The 15385-nt window shown below is 72.6% G+C and carries 12 protein-coding genes and 1 other annotated feature; all 12 genes read right to left on the bottom strand.

Features of this window, described 5'->3' with window-relative positions:
* Position 1: 1 nt before the first annotated feature.
* Positions 2-366: a sequence feature (possible 16S ribosomal RNA but 16S or 23S rRNA prediction is too short), on the bottom strand.
* Between the two features lie 471 nt (positions 367-837).
* The 12 genes from GEV07_02180 to pheS all read right to left on the bottom strand — a co-directional run bounded on the left by GEV07_02180 (position 838) and on the right by pheS (position 15339).
* Positions 838-2106: a tyrosine--tRNA ligase gene (locus GEV07_02180; protein ID MQA01574.1), complete on the bottom strand. Its 1269-nt coding sequence runs from the start codon at positions 2104-2106 to the stop codon at positions 838-840.
* Positions 2107-2172: 66 nt separating this feature from the next.
* A complete protein-coding gene (locus GEV07_02175; protein MQA01573.1) occupies positions 2173-2820 on the bottom strand; it encodes a DNA-3-methyladenine glycosylase in 648 nt (215 codons plus the stop codon).
* A 26-nt stretch (positions 2821-2846) separates the two neighbouring features.
* Positions 2847-4256, bottom strand: a complete 1410-nt coding sequence (gene argH, locus GEV07_02170) for an argininosuccinate lyase (GenBank protein ID MQA01572.1) — start codon at positions 4254-4256, stop codon at positions 2847-2849.
* Entirely contained in the window at positions 4249-4803 is a 555-nt protein-coding gene (locus GEV07_02165; protein ID MQA01571.1) for an arginine repressor, read from the bottom strand. Before GEV07_02165 ends, argH begins: the two co-directional genes overlap by 8 nt.
* On the bottom strand, positions 4803-5717 hold the full coding sequence (gene argF, locus GEV07_02160) for an ornithine carbamoyltransferase (GenBank protein MQA01570.1): 915 nt from the start codon (positions 5715-5717) through the stop codon (positions 4803-4805). The genes GEV07_02165 and argF overlap by 1 nt, the downstream gene beginning before the upstream one ends.
* Positions 5714-6910: an acetylornithine transaminase gene (locus tag GEV07_02155; protein ID MQA01569.1), complete on the bottom strand. Its 1197-nt coding sequence runs from the start codon at positions 6908-6910 to the stop codon at positions 5714-5716. The genes argF and GEV07_02155 overlap by 4 nt, the downstream gene beginning before the upstream one ends.
* Positions 6907-7800 (bottom strand): acetylglutamate kinase, encoded by an 894-nt coding sequence (gene argB, locus GEV07_02150; GenBank protein MQA01568.1) that lies wholly within the window; start codon positions 7798-7800, stop codon positions 6907-6909. The genes GEV07_02155 and argB overlap by 4 nt, the downstream gene beginning before the upstream one ends.
* An 11-nt stretch (positions 7801-7811) precedes the next feature.
* Positions 7812-8963 carry a bifunctional glutamate N-acetyltransferase/amino-acid acetyltransferase ArgJ gene (gene argJ / locus GEV07_02145; GenBank protein MQA01567.1) on the bottom strand — a complete coding sequence of 384 codons (1152 nt, stop codon included), beginning with the start codon at positions 8961-8963 and terminating at the stop codon, positions 7812-7814.
* Positions 8960-9982: an N-acetyl-gamma-glutamyl-phosphate reductase gene (locus GEV07_02140; protein MQA01566.1), complete on the bottom strand. Its 1023-nt coding sequence runs from the start codon at positions 9980-9982 to the stop codon at positions 8960-8962. The genes argJ and GEV07_02140 overlap by 4 nt, the downstream gene beginning before the upstream one ends.
* 902 nt (positions 9983-10884) lie before the next feature.
* Positions 10885-11703, bottom strand: a complete 819-nt coding sequence (locus tag GEV07_02135; GenBank protein ID MQA01565.1) for an SDR family NAD(P)-dependent oxidoreductase — start codon at positions 11701-11703, stop codon at positions 10885-10887.
* Positions 11704-11743: 40 nt separating this feature from the next.
* The gene (locus GEV07_02130; protein ID MQA01564.1) at positions 11744-14230 is read right to left on the bottom strand and encodes a phenylalanine--tRNA ligase subunit beta; all 2487 of its coding nucleotides are present in this window, start codon (positions 14228-14230) and stop codon (positions 11744-11746) included.
* Positions 14230-15339, bottom strand: coding sequence for a phenylalanine--tRNA ligase subunit alpha (pheS, locus tag GEV07_02125; protein MQA01563.1), 1110 nt, complete (start codon positions 15337-15339; stop codon positions 14230-14232). Before pheS ends, GEV07_02130 begins: the two co-directional genes overlap by 1 nt.
* Positions 15340-15385: the final 46 nt, after the last annotated feature.

Below are 15385 nucleotides of genomic sequence, written 5' to 3'. Positions count from 1 at the left end.
GGCAATATTCCCCACTGCTGCCTCCCGTAGGAGTCTGGGCCGTGTCTCAGTCCCAGTGTGGCCGGTCGCCCTCTCAGGCCGGCTACCCGTCGATGCCTTGGTGGGCCGTTACCCCACCAACAAGCTGATAGGCCGCGGGCTCATCCTTGACCGCCTGAGCTTTTCACCACCAACCATGCGGAAGGAGGTGTGTATCCGGTATTAGCTCCGGTTTCCCGGGGTTATCCCAGAGTCAAGGGTAGATTGCCCACGTGTTACTCACCCGTTCGCCACTCGTGTACCCCCGAAGGGGCCTTACCGTTCGACTTGCATGTGTAAAGCACGCCGCCAGCGTTCGTCCTGAGCCAGGATCAAACTCTCCGTTGAGGTCTTAGCCACCGCACGCGAGGCGTGGGTGAAGTCCTCTGGAGGGCATCACCGAGGTGATGTCCTGGTTCTCGTTATCCGTTGATCGTTCCTCGGCCGGAGCCGAGACCGATCGTTTGACGGAGGTTGATCGGGTGTCCTTCGAAGGACGACTGACGTCGTCTTCTCTGGTCAGCCGATCAGTCGCACTGACTTTCGGCACGCTGTTGAGTTCTCAAGGAGCGGACGCACACCAGTACGCGGTCTTTCGACCTTGTTCTGGGGCAGAACCTCTAACTTAACCCTTTGCCCGCGTTGCGGTCAAATCGAAGTTTTCGAGGTTTGGAGCCCTTCTGCGGACCGGCCACCTTGTCGGTGTCCGTTCCTCCGCACCGGGCGAAAGCAACTCTATGACACCCATGATCACCGGTCAAATCGGGGGTCCTCTTAACGCGTTTACGCAGGTCAACGCCCTGTTGGGCCCCCTGAAGGTCAGCGGGCCCTCTCCACGGCCGCGAGCGTCTTCCGGCCGCGCCTGAGCACCAGCCAGCGCCCGTGCAGGAGGTCCTCGGCGGCCGGCACCGCGGTCTCGTCGGTGACCCGTTCGTTGTTCACGTACGCGCCCCCGTCGGCGATCGTCCGACGGGCCTCCGAGCGGCTGCCGACCAGGCCGGTCTCGGCGAACAGCTCCGCGTAGCTGGCCGGCCCGTCCGCCGTGATGGTGGCCCTGGGCAGCTCGGCGACCGCCGCCGTCAGCATCGCCTCGTCGAGATCACGCAGCTCACCGCGCCCGAAGAGGGCCTGGCTGGCGGCGATCACGTTCTCGCACTCCTTCGCGCCGTGCACGAGCGTGGTCAGCTCGGCGGCCAGCGCCCGCTGCGCCGCCCGCGCCTTCGGCTGCTCGACGGTCTGCCGCTCCAGCTCGTCGATCTCCTCCCGCGGCTTGAAGCTCAGCGCACGCAGGTGGGTGGGCACGTCGGCGTCCTCGATGTTCAGCCAGAACTGGTAGAACCCGTACGGCGAAAGCATTTCGGGGTCCAGCCACACCGCCCCGCCCGCAGTCTTGCCGTACTTGGTGCCGTCGGACTTGGTCAGCAGCGGCGTGGCGAACGCGTGCACGGTGGCGCCCTCCACCCGCCGGATCAGGTCGACGCCGCCGGTGATGTTCCCCCACTGGTCGCTGCCGCCGCCCTGCAGCGTGCAGCCGTACCGCCGGTACAGCTCGAGGAAGTCGAACGCCTGCAGGATCTGGTAGCTGAACTCGGCGTACCCGATGCCGACGTCGGAGTTCAGCCGTGCGCTCACGGCCTCCTTCGCGATCATCTTGTTGACCCGGAAGTGCCCGCCGATGTCGCGCAGGAACTCCAGCGCGCTCACCGGCGCGGTCCAGTCGAGGTTGTTCACCACGTGCGCGGCGTGCGGCCCGTCGAACGACAGGAACGGCTCGATCTGCCGCTTGATCTTGTCCACCCACCCGGCGACCACGTCCGGGTCGTTCAGCGTGCGCTCGCGGTCCGGGTTCGGGTCACCGATCAGCCCGGTGGACCCGCCGACCAGGGCGAGCGGCCGGTGGCCGGCCTGTTGCAGCCGGCGCATGGTCAGCACCTGCACGAGGTGGCCGTGGTGCAGGCTCGGCGCGGTCGGGTCGAAGCCGAAGTAGTACGTGACGGGTCCCTCGGCGAACGCGGCCCGCAGGGCCGCTTGGTCGGTCGACTCGGCCAGCAGGCCGCGCCACTGCAACTCGTCCAGGATGTTCGTCACGTGTCAGCTTTCTCACTCGCTGGTGGTTGTGGTCGGTGCCCAGCGTACGGCGTCGCGACGCCCGCCTCAGGCGGACGGGTTCGACGGGGTACGCCGTTTGGGCACGTGCTTCCGGTACGGCGAGACCGTCGGGTCGCCGGCGACGTAGAAGCGCCAGGGCTGTTGTGCGCCGTTCGCGACGCCCGTACGGGCTGAGGTGGCGACGGCGGATCCGGGCGGCGCGCTCCCCCGGCACAGCCGCAGGGCGCTGGCGGCCGAGCAGCCGTCGGCGCCGTCCTCCTCGCGCGCGACCCCCAACGCGACGGTCAACCTGGCCGGGCCGCGCGCGAGTTCGCGGTCGCCGGTCGACGTACCCCGCCGCACCCGCGCCAGCTCGGCGCCCTCGATCACCTCGCCGGCACGCAGCAGCACCGCGGACGCCGTGCCCGCCGGTTGGCAGACGACGTTCATGCAGAAGTGCATGCCGTAGGTGAAGTACACGTAGACGTGGCCGGGGTCGCCGAACATGGTGGCGTTTCTCGCACTGCGGCCGCGGTACGCGTGCGACGCGGGGTCGTCCGCGCCCTCGTACGCCTCGACCTCCGTGACGCGGAGCGCGACCAGCCCGCCCGGCGCACGGTGCTCCACCACGTGGCCGAGCAGGTCGGGCGCGACCGCCAGCGCGGGACGGTCGAAGAACTCCCTGGGCAGCAGCTGGCGGTCGGTGTCGCTCACGGCCGCAGGCTACTCGTCCAGCGGTGTCAGCCGCCGATGCTGGTCCGCGCGTCCGCGACCCTGGCCCGCACCTCGGTGAGCTGCTCCTCCACCTGCGCCGGCGCCGTGCCGCCGCGCGCCGACCGCGACGCCACAGAACCCGCGACGGTCAGCACCGAGCGGACGTCCGGGGTCAGCGCGGGCGAGATCGCCGCCAGCTCGTCGTCGCCGAGATCGGTGAGCTCGATGCCGCGTTTCTCACACGCCTGCACGCACGCGCCTGCCACCTCGTGCGCCTGCCGGAACGGCATGCCGCCGCCCACCAGCCACTCCGCGATGTCGGTGGCGAGGGTGAACCCGCGCGGGGCGAGCTCGGCGAGCCGGTCCACGTCGAACCGCAACGTGCCGAGCATGCCGGCCACCGCCGGCAGCAGCACCTCGAGCGAGTCGACGGAGTCGAACACCGGCTCCTTGTCCTCCTGCAAATCTCTGTTGTACGCGAGCGGCAGCGCCTTCAGCGTGGCGAGCAGGCCGGTGGCGTTGCCCACCAGCCGGCCGGCCTTGCCGCGCGCGAGCTCCGCGACGTCCGGGTTCTTCTTCTGCGGCATGATCGACGAGCCGGTCGCCCAGGAGTCGTCGAGCGTGACGTAGCCGAACTCCTCGGTCGACCAGATGATCACCTCTTCGGCGACCCGCGACACGTCCACGCCGGCCATGGCGAGCACGAACGCGAACTCCGCGGCGAAGTCGCGGGCGGAGACACCGTCGATCGAGTTCGGTGTGGCGTGGTCGAAGCCGAGCTCGGTGGCGACGTAGTCCGGGTCGAGGCGCAGCGACGACCCGGCGAGCGCGCCCGACCCGTACGGCGACTCGGCCGTACGCCGGTCCCAGTCGTGCAGCCGGTCCACGTCGCGCAGCAGCGGCCACACGTGCGCGAGCAGGTGGTGTGCGAGCAGCACCGGCTGCGCGTGCTGGAAGTGCGTGCGTCCGGGCATGGCCGCGCCCGGGTGCCTGGCGGCCTGCTCGACGAGCGCGTCGACCACGTCGAGCAGCAGTCCGGCGACCACCTTCGCGTGGTCGCGCAGGTACATCCGGAACTGGGTGGCAACCTGGTCGTTGCGCGACCGGCCGGCGCGCAGCTTGCCGCCGAGCTCGGGCCCGACCCGCTCGAGCAGGCCGCGCTCCATTGCCGTGTGGACGTCCTCGTCGTCCGGGCTCGGGGTGAACTCCCCGGCGGCCACGTCCGTACGCAGCCGCGCGAGGCCGTCCTCGAGCCCGGCGAGCTCGTCCGCCGTGAGCAGGCCCGCCCGGTGCAGCACGCGCGCGTGCGCGACCGAGCCGGCGATGTCGTACGGCGCGAGCCGCCAGTCGAAGTGCGTCGAGACCGAGAGCGCGAACATCGCCTCGGCGGGGCCGCCGGCGAACCTGCCGCCCCACAGCCGGGTGGGCTCAGCCATGCTCTTCCCGCTTCTCCTCGGTCGGACGGTTGCCTCGGGCGAGCGCGAGCATCCGGTCGGCGATCACGCCGCCGCCGTCGGCGTCGCGGGCGATCACCAGCACCGTGTCGTCCCCTGCGATGGTGCCGATCACGTCGTCCAGCTCGGCGTGGTCGAGCGCGGACGCGAAGAACTGCGCCGCGCCTGGCGGGGTACGTAGCACGACCAGGTTCGCCGACGCCACGGCGGAGACGAGCAGCTCGCCGCAGACCTTCGCCAGCCGGCTACCCGCCTGCGACGGTGCATCCGGCACGGCCCGCGGTGTGCGGTCGCCACCTTCACCCGGCAGCGCGTAGACCAGCACGCCGGCGGTGTTCCGCACGCGTACGGCGCCGAGCTCCTCCAGGTCCCTGGACAGGGTGGTCTGGGTCGCGGCGATGCCGACCTCGGCCAGCTGCTCGGCCAGGTCGGACTGCGAGCGCACCTCGCGGCGCGACAGCACCTCGACGATGTACTGCTGCCGCGCGGTCTTCGTCGCGGGCCAGGTCGACCGCACGTGCTCAACCATCAACCCTCCAGCAGCCAGGTGAGCAGCGCCTTCTGGGCGTGCAGCCGGTTCTCCGCCTCGTCCCACACCACGCTCTGCGGGCCGTCGATGACGTCAGCGGTCACCTCGTTGCCACGGTACACGGGCAGGCAGTGCAGGAACACCGCGTCCGGCGCGGCCGCCATCAGCTCCGCCGTGACGCTGTACGGCCGGAACGGCGCGGCACGCTCCTCCTTCTCTTCCTCCTGGCCCATCGAAACCCAGGTGTCGGTCGCGACGGCGTCGGCGCCGGCCACCGCCTCGCGCGCGTCGGTGAGGTGCTGTACCGAGCCGCCGGTCTGTGCGGCGATCCCCGACGCCGTGGCGAGCACCTCCGCGTCTGGTGCGTACTCCGGTGGCCCGGCGACCCGTACGTGCATACCGGCCGTGGCGCAGCCGAGCAGGTACGAGCTGGCCATGTTGTTCGAGGTGTCGCCGAGGTACGCGAACGTGCGGTCGGTGAGCTCGCCCTTGTGCTCCCTCACCGTCTGCAGGTCGGCGAGGATCTGGCACGGGTGGAACGCGTCGGTCAGCGCGTTGACGACCGGCACCCCCGCGTACTGCGCCATTTTCTCGATCCGGTCCTGCCCGTACGTACGCCAGACGACCGACGCCACCTGGCGGCCGAGCACCCTGGCGGTGTCCGCGACCGACTCGCGCACCCCGATCTGCGCGAGGCGTGCGTCCACCACCATCGGGTGCCCGCCGAGCTCCGCGATGCCGACGGTGAACGACAGCTGGGTACGCAGCGTCGGCTTGTCGAACAGCACGGCAACCGCCTGCGGCCCGGCCAGCGGCTTGCGCGCGTGCCTATCCTTCTTCAGCTCCGCGGCCAGGTCGAGCACCTCGCGCTGCTGCGCGGGTGTCAGGTCGTCGTCGCGCAGGAAGTGCCTCATGCGTGCTCTCCGGCCTGCGCCGTGTCGAGGATCCCGGGCAGCGCCCGCACGAACTCGTCCGCCTCGGCCGTGGTGAGGATCAGCGGCGGCGCCAGCCTGACCCGGTCCGGCTGCACGGCGTTGACCAGGAACCCGGCGGTACGCGCCGCGGCCTCCACCGCGCCCGCGGCCGGCGCGGTCAGCTCGATCGCGCGCCACAGCCCGCTGCCATGCACGCCGGCCACCTGCGGGTGCCCGAGGCCCTCGATGCCGGCGGCGAGGTGCGCGCCGACGGTGCGGACGTTCGCCAGCAGGTCCTGCGCCTCGAGGGTGTCGAGCACGGCGAGCGCGGCCGCACACGCGACCGGGTTGCCGCCGTACGTGCTGCCGTGCGCGCCCTTCGGGAATGCCTCGCCGAGCGCGCCGAGCCCGACGCACGCGCCGATCGGCAGACCACCGCCGAGGCCCTTGGCCAGCGTCACGATGTCCGGCCGTACGCCCGCCGTCTGGTGCGCGAACCACGCGCCGGTGCGGCCAATGCCGCTCTGGATCTCGTCGAGCACGAACACCGCGCCGTGCGCGTCGCACACCTCGCGTGCGGTCTGCAGGTAGCCGTCTGGCGCGGGCACGACGCCCGCCTCGCCCTGGGTCGGCTCCAGGACGACCGCGGCGGTGTCGCCGTCGACGGCTTCGCGCAGCGCCGCCTCGTCGCCGTACGGTACGAACGTCACGTCGAAGCCGTACGGGCCGAACGGCTCGCGGATCGCGTCCTTGCCGGTGAGCGCGAGCGCGCCGAGGCTGCGGCCGTGGAAGCCGTTGGTCGCGGCGACGAACTTCGTCCGCTGCGGGCCGACGTGGCTGCGGACGAGCTTGATCGCCGCCTCGTTCGCCTCGGTGCCGCTGCTGGTGAAGAACACCCGCCCGTCGGCGCCGAGCAGGCCGAGCACCCGCTCGGCGAGCCGCACCTCGACGTCGTGCATGGCCAGGTTGCTGGTGTGCGCGACCTTGGCGACCTGGTTCGACACGGCGTCCACGAGCGCGGGGTGCGCGTGGCCGAGCGCGGAGACCGCGATGCCGCCGATCAGGTCGAGGTACTGGTTGCCGTCGACGTCCCACAGCCGACAGCCCTTGCCCTCGGTCAGGACCACCGGCGGCACGCCGTAGTTCGGCATCAGCGCCTGCGCGAACCGCTCCTGCCACTGCGCCGTGCTCATGCGTCGCCTCCTGTCGAGGTCACCATCGTGCCGATCCCTTCGTCGGTGAAGACCTCGAGCAGCAGCGCGTGCTCGAGGCGGCCGTCGAGTACGTGTGCGCGCGCCACACCACCCTGTACGGCATGCAGGCATGCTTCCATCTTCGGCAGCATGCCGGCATCCAGGTCGGGCAGCAGCTTCGCCAGCTCGTCCGCCGTCAGCGACGAGATCACCTCGGTCGAGTTCGGCCAGTCCCCGTAGAGGCCCTCGACGTCGGTCAGCACGACGAGCTTGCGCGCCCCGAGGCCGACGGCCAGCGCGGCCGCCGCGGTGTCCGCGTTCACGTTGTACACGGTGCCGTCGAGGCCGCGGGCGATGCTCGACACCACGGGGATGCGGCCGTCGTCGAGCAGGCTCTTCACGGCGCCCGGGTGCACCTCGGTCACCTCGCCGACCTGGCCGAGGTCGACCTCCTCGCCGTCCACGAGCGCGGTGCGCTTCTTCGCGATGAACAGGTTGGCGTCCTCGCCCGACATGCCGACGGCGAACGGGCCGTGCCCGTTGACCAGGCCCACCAGGTCGCGGTTGACCTGACCGACAAGGACCATCCGCACCACGTCCATGGTCTCAGGCGTGGTGACCCGCAGCCCGCCGGCGAACTGCGTGGGCACGCCGAGCTTCTCCAGGTGCGCGTTGATCTGCGGCCCGCCGCCGTGCACTACGACCGGCCGGATGCCCGCGTACCGCAGGAACACCAGGTCCTCGGCGAACGACGCCCGCAGCTTCTCGTCGGTCATCGCGTGGCCGCCGTACTTCACCACGACCGTCTTGTCGTGGAAGCGCTGCAGCCACGGCAGTGCCTCGATGAGGGTGCCGGCCTTGGCCAGCGCGGTGGCGCGGTCTCTGCTCATGGCCACCCCCGTCACGTCGAGTACGCCGAGTTCTCGTGGACGTACGCCGCCGTGAGGTCGTTGGTCCAGACGGTCGCCGAGTCTTCGCCCGCGGACAGCGACACGGTGATGGTCACCTCGCGGCCGCTCATGTCGACCTTCGCCCTGTCCTCGCCGCGCGCCCCCTCACGGCAGACCCAGACTCCGCCGACGGCGACGGCCAGCTCGTCCGGCTCGAAGACCGCACCCGTGGTGCCCACCGCGGAGAGGACCCGGCCCCAATTCGGGTCCTCTCCGTGGATGGCGCACTTCAGCAGGGCGCTGCGCGCCACCGCCCGGCCGACCTCGAGCGCGTCCGCCTCCGACGCTGCGTCGACGACGTCGATCCTTATGTCCTTGCTCGCGCCCTCCGCGTCCGCGACCAGCTCCCTAGCGAGGGTCGCGCACACGGTGGTGACGTGGCCGGCCAGCTCGTCCTCGCTCGGCGCGACGCCGCTGGCGCCGCTGGCCAGCAGCAGCACGGTGTCGTTGGTGGACAGGCAGCCGTCGGAGTCGACCCGCTCGAACGTCGTACGAGCGGCCGCGCCCAGCGCCCGCTCCAGGGTGTCCGCGTCGGCGACCGCGTCGGTGGTGATCACCACGAGCATGGTCGCCAGCGCCGGCGCGAGCATGCCGGCGCCCTTCGCCATGCCGCCTACGGTGTAGCCGTCTGCCTGCACCGCGGCGTTCTTCGGCCTGGTGTCCGTAGTCATGATGGCCGCGGCCGCGGCCGGGCCGCCGTCGTCCGTCAGCTGCCCGACGGCCGTCGGCACAGCGGCGAGCAGGTCGTCGATCGGCAGGTACTCGCCGATCAGGCCCGTCGAGCAGACCGCGACGTCCGCCGCGGAGACGTCCAGCTGTTCCGCCACCGTCTCCGCGGTGCGGTGGGTGTCCTGGAAGCCACGGCTGCCCGTACACGCGTTCGCGTTGCCGGCGTTGAGCACGACGGCGCGGACGATGCCGTCGGCCACCACCGGCTGCGACCACAGCACCGGCGCCGCCTTGACCCGGTTCGCCGTGAACACACCGGCGGCCGCGTAGTGCGGGCCGTTGTTCACGACGAGCGCGAGATCGGGTTTGCCGCTGGGCTTGATGCCCGCGGTCACCCCCGCCGCGCTGAAGCCTGCTGCCGACGTCACGCTCATGGTGCGACTCCCGCCATTGGTAGTCCGGTGATCTCCGGGAGGCCGAGCGCGAGGTTGGCGCACTGGATCGCCTGGCCTGCCGTGCCCTTGGTGAGGTTGTCGAGCGCGCAGATCGCGATCAGCCGCTCGGCGTCCTGGTCGACCGTCACCTGCACGTGGGCGGTGTTCGCACCGAGGGTGGCCGCGGTCGTCGGCCACTGCCCGTCCGGCAGCAGGTGCACGAACGGCTCGTCCGCGTACGCCTGCTCGTAGACCTGCCGCACCGGCGCCGCGGGGTCGGGCAGCTTGGCGCTGCAGGTGACCAGCTCGCCGCGCGGCATCGGCGCGAGCGTCGGCGTGAACGAGACCCTGACCGGCGCGCCCGCGGCGTCGCCGAGGCCCTGGATGATCTCGGGGGTGTGCCGGTGTCCGCCGCCGACGCCGTACGGGCTCATCGCGCCCATCACCTCGCTGCCCAGCAGGTGCGGCTTCATCGCCCGGCCGGCGCCCGAGGTGCCGGACGCCGCGACGATCACCGCCTCCGGCTCCACCACACCCGCGGCGAACGCGGGGACGAGCGCGAGCAGCACGGCCGTCGGGTAGCAGCCGGGCACGGCGACCCGGCGGGCGCCGGCGAGCTTCTCCCGCGCGGCGGGCAGCTCCGGCAGCCCGTACGGCCAGGAGCCGTAGTGCTCGCCGCCGTACCAGCGCTGCCACGCGGCCGGGTCGCGTAGCCGATGGTCGGCCGCGCAGTCGACGACGAGCGTCGACTCCGGCAACGTCGCCGCGATCGCGGCCGAGTGCCCGTGCGGCAGCGCGAGGAACACCACGTCGTGCCCGGCGAGCTGTTCGACCGTGGTCTCGGTGAGCATCCGGTCGGTGAGCCCGGTCAGCTGCGGGTGATGCTCACCCAGCCGGGTGCCGGCGTTGCCGGCGGCGGTGACCGCACCGACCTCGAACTGCGAGTGGGCGAGCAGCAGGCGCAGCAGCTCCCCACCGGCGTACCCACTCGCACCGGCAACCGCGACCCGCCATGCCATGCATACCCTCCCTCTCGACAGCATCATTATGCAACTTACCGCGAGAGTATGCAACCGGACACCGGCAGCCCGCAGCACCCGGCGATGGCACGGCTGGGGGTGCGGGTGCCGGTGAAGACGTGACGGGCGAGCGGTATGGAGAGCCGGTGTGACGGACCGACGCGGCGGTAGCGATGGCGAATGCGGGGTACGCGCGATGCCGGCGGTGTCGGACGGCGGCGCGCTGGGCGAATGCGGGCGCGATGCCGGCGGTGTCGGACGGCGGCGCGCTGGGCGAAAGCGCGCAGGCCGGCTGGCGCGGCGCCGGCGGCGGATGGGGGGGACCGGTGGTGCCGGACCGGCGTGGCCCGGGCGACGCCGGGTGCGCTGACGAGGGTGCGGCGCTGCCCTGCACGCAGCGGCGCCCGGCAGGGCTGGGCGAAGCGCGCCGGAAACGGCGGCCGAGGTGGGCGGCTGGCACTGGCTACGCCACCGGCGATGTCGGATGCACGGGCGAAGAGGCGGCCCGGGCACCGTGCCGGCGGTGGCGTCGGGCCGGGTAACTCGGGCATGCCGAGCGAAGGGCGCGGGCGATGCCGGATGCGCGGGCAAGGAGCACGCCGGTGGCTGGCACCGTACCGGCAGTGCCGCGCTGCCGGCCGCTTCGAGCTGCGCCGGTCGGCGCGGACAGCGCCGGGTCAGCCCGACCGCCCGGGTCAGCAGCTCGGCCGCCGCCGGGAGAGCCAGGTCAGCTCCGGGCCGGCCGCCACCTCGCGCTGAGGCCGGGCCGGCCAGGGGGCGGGCGAAGGCCGTGGGGCCGGCCAGCGCCGGGGCCGAGGCCCGGGCCCGGGCCGGCCAGGGTCGCGCACAGGCGGTGGGGCCCGCCAGCGCAGCGGGCCGGCGCGTTGGCCCAGGCCCGGGTGTCAGGTGGCTGGGTCGGTGGGGCCGTAGGGGCGGATGCGCAGGGCGCGGGCGTCGCCGGCTGTGATGGGGGTGGTTTGGGCCAGCAGGGCGTCGGCGGTGTCGTGGCCGGCGTGGAAGTACCTGCCGGTGAGTGCGTCCAGGCGGCCGGTGGCGATCTCGCGGATCAGGTCGCAGACGTTCGAGACCGGGAAGTACTTGTCCGCCGGGTGGTCCTGCCACATAGCCATCCCTGCGGTCATGTCGGTACGGACCAGGCCCGGTGAGACGTCGAAGATGGCGACGCCCGCTGCGCGCAGCGGCTCGGCCACCGAGTCGGTCACGCGCATCAGGGCGCCCTTGGACGCGGCGTACGCGGAGTACTCGGGCACCCGGCGACTGCCCAGGCCGCTGGCGAGGTTCACGATCCTGCCGCTGCTACGCCGCACCATGCCCGGCGCCACGGCATGCAGGAAGGCCGCGGGGCCGCGGAGGTTCACCTCCACCACCCGCCACCACTCGTCCGGGTCGATCTCCCACAGCGGTCGCTCCGCCGACTCGATCTGGCCGGCGTTGTTGACCAGCAGGTCGATGCGGCCGAACCGCTCCTCCACCGCCGCGACGAACTCGTGGACGGCCCCGACATCGGTCGCGTCCGCCGCCGCCCAGTGCACCCGCTCGCCGCTGGGGTCACAGGCCGCCGCCACCTCCGCCAGCCGCGCGGGGTCCCTGGCCAGCAACGCCACCCGCATGCCCGCGGCGGCCAGCGACTCCGCGATCGCCCGGCCGATCCCCCGGCTGGCGCCCGTGACGAGCGCTACCTGTCCTTCGACGGCGTCCAACGGCCGGCTCCTCTCAGCGAAACGAGCGAACGTACGACGGTCAGGCGCCGCGCAGCACGGCCCCGGTACGCGAGGCGGCCGCTGCCACGGCCGCGTCCCGTACCGCCGCGGCGTCCTGCGCGGTGAGCGTGCGGTCGGGTGCGCGCAGCGTCATCGAGTACGCCAGCGACTTCTGCCCGCTGCCGATCTGCTCGCCGGTGTAGACGTCGAACAGCCGCAGGTCCTCCAGCAGCTCCCCCGCACCGTCGCGCAGCGCCGCCTCGACGTCGGCCACCGGCACGTCCGCGGCCACCACGAGCGCCACGTCGACCAGCGCCGGCGGGTACCCGGAGATCGCGGGTGCGGTGACCTGCCGCCCCCGGTCGACCGGCAGCGCGGTCAGGTCCAGCTCGGCCGCGCACGCGCGGGCGGGCAGGTCCCACGCCTCGACGGCCCGCGGGTGCAGCTCACCCGCGTAGCCCACCACGGTCTCGCCGACGCACAGCTGCGCGCACCGGCCCGGGTGCCACGGCGCGTGGTCGCCAGCGCGTACGTCGAGCGCCACCCCGGCCTCCGCGGCCACCACGCGGGCGGCCTCCACCGCATCCGCCCAGTCGGCCGGACGGCCAGCGCCCCACCAGCCGTCGGGCTCACGGGCACCGGCCAGCACGACGGCGACGTGCTCGCGCTCGTCCGGCAGGCCGGCGTCCAGCGCGGCCAGCTCGTCGTCGCTCGGCCGCCGGTCCACCCTGGCCCGGTTCGCCGCCTGCGCGCTCTCCCCGCCGGCCAGGTACGCGGCCCCGGCCTCGAAGATCGCGACATCGGTCGTGCCCCGCCCGACGTTGCGGCGCAACGCGCGGAACAGCCCGGGCAGCAGCGTCGTACGCAGCAGCGGCTGCTCGTCGGACATCGGGTTCACCAGCCGCACCGCACCGCGCCTGGGGTCGTCGGCGGCTAGCGTCAGCGCGTCGAAGTCCGCGTCGGACGTCCACGGGTGGGTCACCACCTCCACGTAACCGGCGTACGCGAGGGCGCGGCCCATCCGCCGCCTGAACCGCTGCCGCTCGGTGAGCCCCCGGCCGGGCGGCGGGGTGGGCAGCAGCTCGGGGATCCGCTCGTAGCCCTCCAGCCGCGCGACCTCCTCGACCAGGTCGGCCGGGTCGCGCAGGTCCGGGCGCCACGACGGCGGCCGCACCGTCAGCGTCGCGCCCGCCTCGACCGCGCAGCCGACCTGCTCCAGTCGGCGGGTGGCCAGGACGGTGTCGACAGGCAGCCCGATCGTGCGCTCCGGCAGGTCGGGCGCGAGCTCGATAGTCGCCGGCTCGTACTCGGCGCCGGTCACGGTCAGCGCGCCGACGGTGGCGCCGCCGTACTCGGCGAGCAGCTCCGCGGCCCGCTGCAGCGCGGGTACGGCGATCTCCGGGTCGATGCCGCGCTCGAACCGCCGCGACGCCTCGCTCGGCAGCTTGTGCCGGCGTACGGCGCGGCCGATGGACGGCGGGTCCCACCACGCCGCCTCGAGCAGCAGGTCGACGGTCTCGTCGCTGATCTCCGAGTCCGCGCCCCCCATCACCCCGGCCAGCGCCACGGCGCCGGTCTCGTCCGCGACCACCATGTCGTCCGGGTCGAGCCGCCGCAGCGAGTGGTCGATGGTGGTCAGCTGCTCGCCCGGCCCGGCGCGCCGCACCACGATCTCGCTGCCGAGCTTCGCGGCGTCGAACGCGTGCATCGGCTGGCCGAGCTCCAGCATCACGTAGTTCGTCACGTCGACCGCGAGCGACACCGAGCGCACGCCCGCGTAGTGCAGCCGGGTGCGCAGCCACAGCGGGCTCGGCCGGCTCGGGTCCAGGCCGGTGACGGTGAGCGCGCTGAACCGCCGGCAGCCGGTCTCGTCCTCGATCCGCACCGGCCAGCCCGCGGGGTCGGGGTCCGGCACCTTCACCAGGTCGCGCGGGTCCCGGAACGCCGCGTCCGTCACGTACGACAGCTCCCGCGCCAGCCCCCTGATCGACTCCAGGTGCCCGCAGTCGGGGGTGATCTCCATGTCGGCGACGCTCTCGCGCAGGACGATCACCTCGGTGGCGTCGGCGCCGATCTCGCCGGTGCCTGGCTCGAGCACGAGGATGCCGGTGTGGTCGTCGCCGATGCCCAGCTCGAGCACGGAGCAGATCATGCCGTCGCTGATCCTGCCGTACGTCTTGCGCGCGGTGATCTCGAACCCGCCGGGTAGTACGGCGCCCGGCAGCGCGACGAGCACCCGGTCGCCGACGACGAAGTTGCTCGCGCCGCAGATGACCCCGCGCGGCCCGTCGTCGGCGTTGTGCGCGCCGACGTCGACGCGGCAGAACCTGATCGGCTTCTTGAACTCGGTGAGCTCCTCGATCTCGCGCACCTCGCCGATCACCAGCGGGCCGGTGAGGTCGGCGCCGTACTCGGCGACACCTTCGACCTCCATGCCCAACGGCACCAGCGCATCGCCGATCGCCCGGCCGGTGAGATCGGCCGGTACGTCGACGTGCTCGCGTAGCCAGCTGACCGGAGCGCGCATCAGATCTCCGTCCCGAACGGGAGGGCGTAGCGGACGTCGCCCTCGAACATGTCCCGCATGTCGTGCGAGTCGTGCCGGAACATCAGGGTGCGGTCGACCCCCATGCCGAAGGCGAAGCCGCGGTAGCGGTCGGTGTCGACGCCGCAGGCCCGCAGCACCCGCGGGTTGACCATGCCGCAGCCACCCCACTCGATCCAGCCCTCGGACGAGCAGGTGCGGCACGGCCGGTCCGGGTTGTCCACCGACGCGCCGTGGCAGACGAAGCACTCCAGGTCGAACTCCGCGGACGGCTCGGTGAACGGGAAGAACGACGGTCGCCACCTGATCCGCTGCTGCGCGCCGAACATGGCGCGCGCGAAGTGCACCAGCGTGCCGTGCAGGTGCGCCATGGACAGGCCCTCGTCGACGGCGAGGCCCTCGATCTGGTGGAAGACCGGTGAGTGCGTGGCGTCGAACTCGTCGGTGCGGTACACCCGGCCGGGCGCCACCACGTACACCGGCACGCCGCGGCTCAGCAGCGCCCGCGCCTGCACCGGCGACGTGTGCGTACGCAGCACCCGGCGGCCGGACTCAGGCGCGACGAAGAACGTGTCCATCATCGTCCTGGCCGCGTGGTCGGGCTGGAAGTTGAGCGCGTCGAAGTTGTGCCACTCGGTCTCGACCGCGGGACCTTCGGCGATCTCCCAGCCCATGCCGACGAAGAAGTCGCCCATCCGGTCCATCAGCGTGGTCACCGGATGGCGGGCGCCGACGGCGTGCCGGTTCGTCGGCAGCGTGACGTCGACCCGCTCGTCGGCGAGCACCCGCTCGTCGCGCTCCGCCTCCAGCTCGGTCTGGCGCTGCGCCAGCGCCTGCTCCACCGCCTTGCGCGCGGCGCCCATCCGCTTGCCGGCCTCGGCGCGGGCGGCCGGCGGCAGCGCGCCGATCTCCGCGTTCGCCAGCCGCAGCGGCGAGCGGTCACCGAGGTGCGCGACCTTCGCGGCGTGCAGTGCGTCGAGGTCGGCTGCCGCACTGATCGCCGCGAGCGCCTCGTCGCGCATCGCGGTGACGTTCTCCTCGTGCAGGCTGGTGACCTCGACGGGGTCGTAGTTCTTGTTGGGTGCAGACATGGAAATACGGCACTCCCGGATGGGGCGGATCGGCCCCGCGAGTCTA

This window comes from Streptosporangiales bacterium (genome assembly GCA_009379825.1).
Taxonomy (GTDB): Bacteria; Actinomycetota; Actinomycetes; order Streptosporangiales; family WHST01; genus WHST01.
The sequence above is the reverse complement of the archived record's forward strand: the minus strand, read 5'-3'. Positions and strand labels throughout refer to the sequence as shown.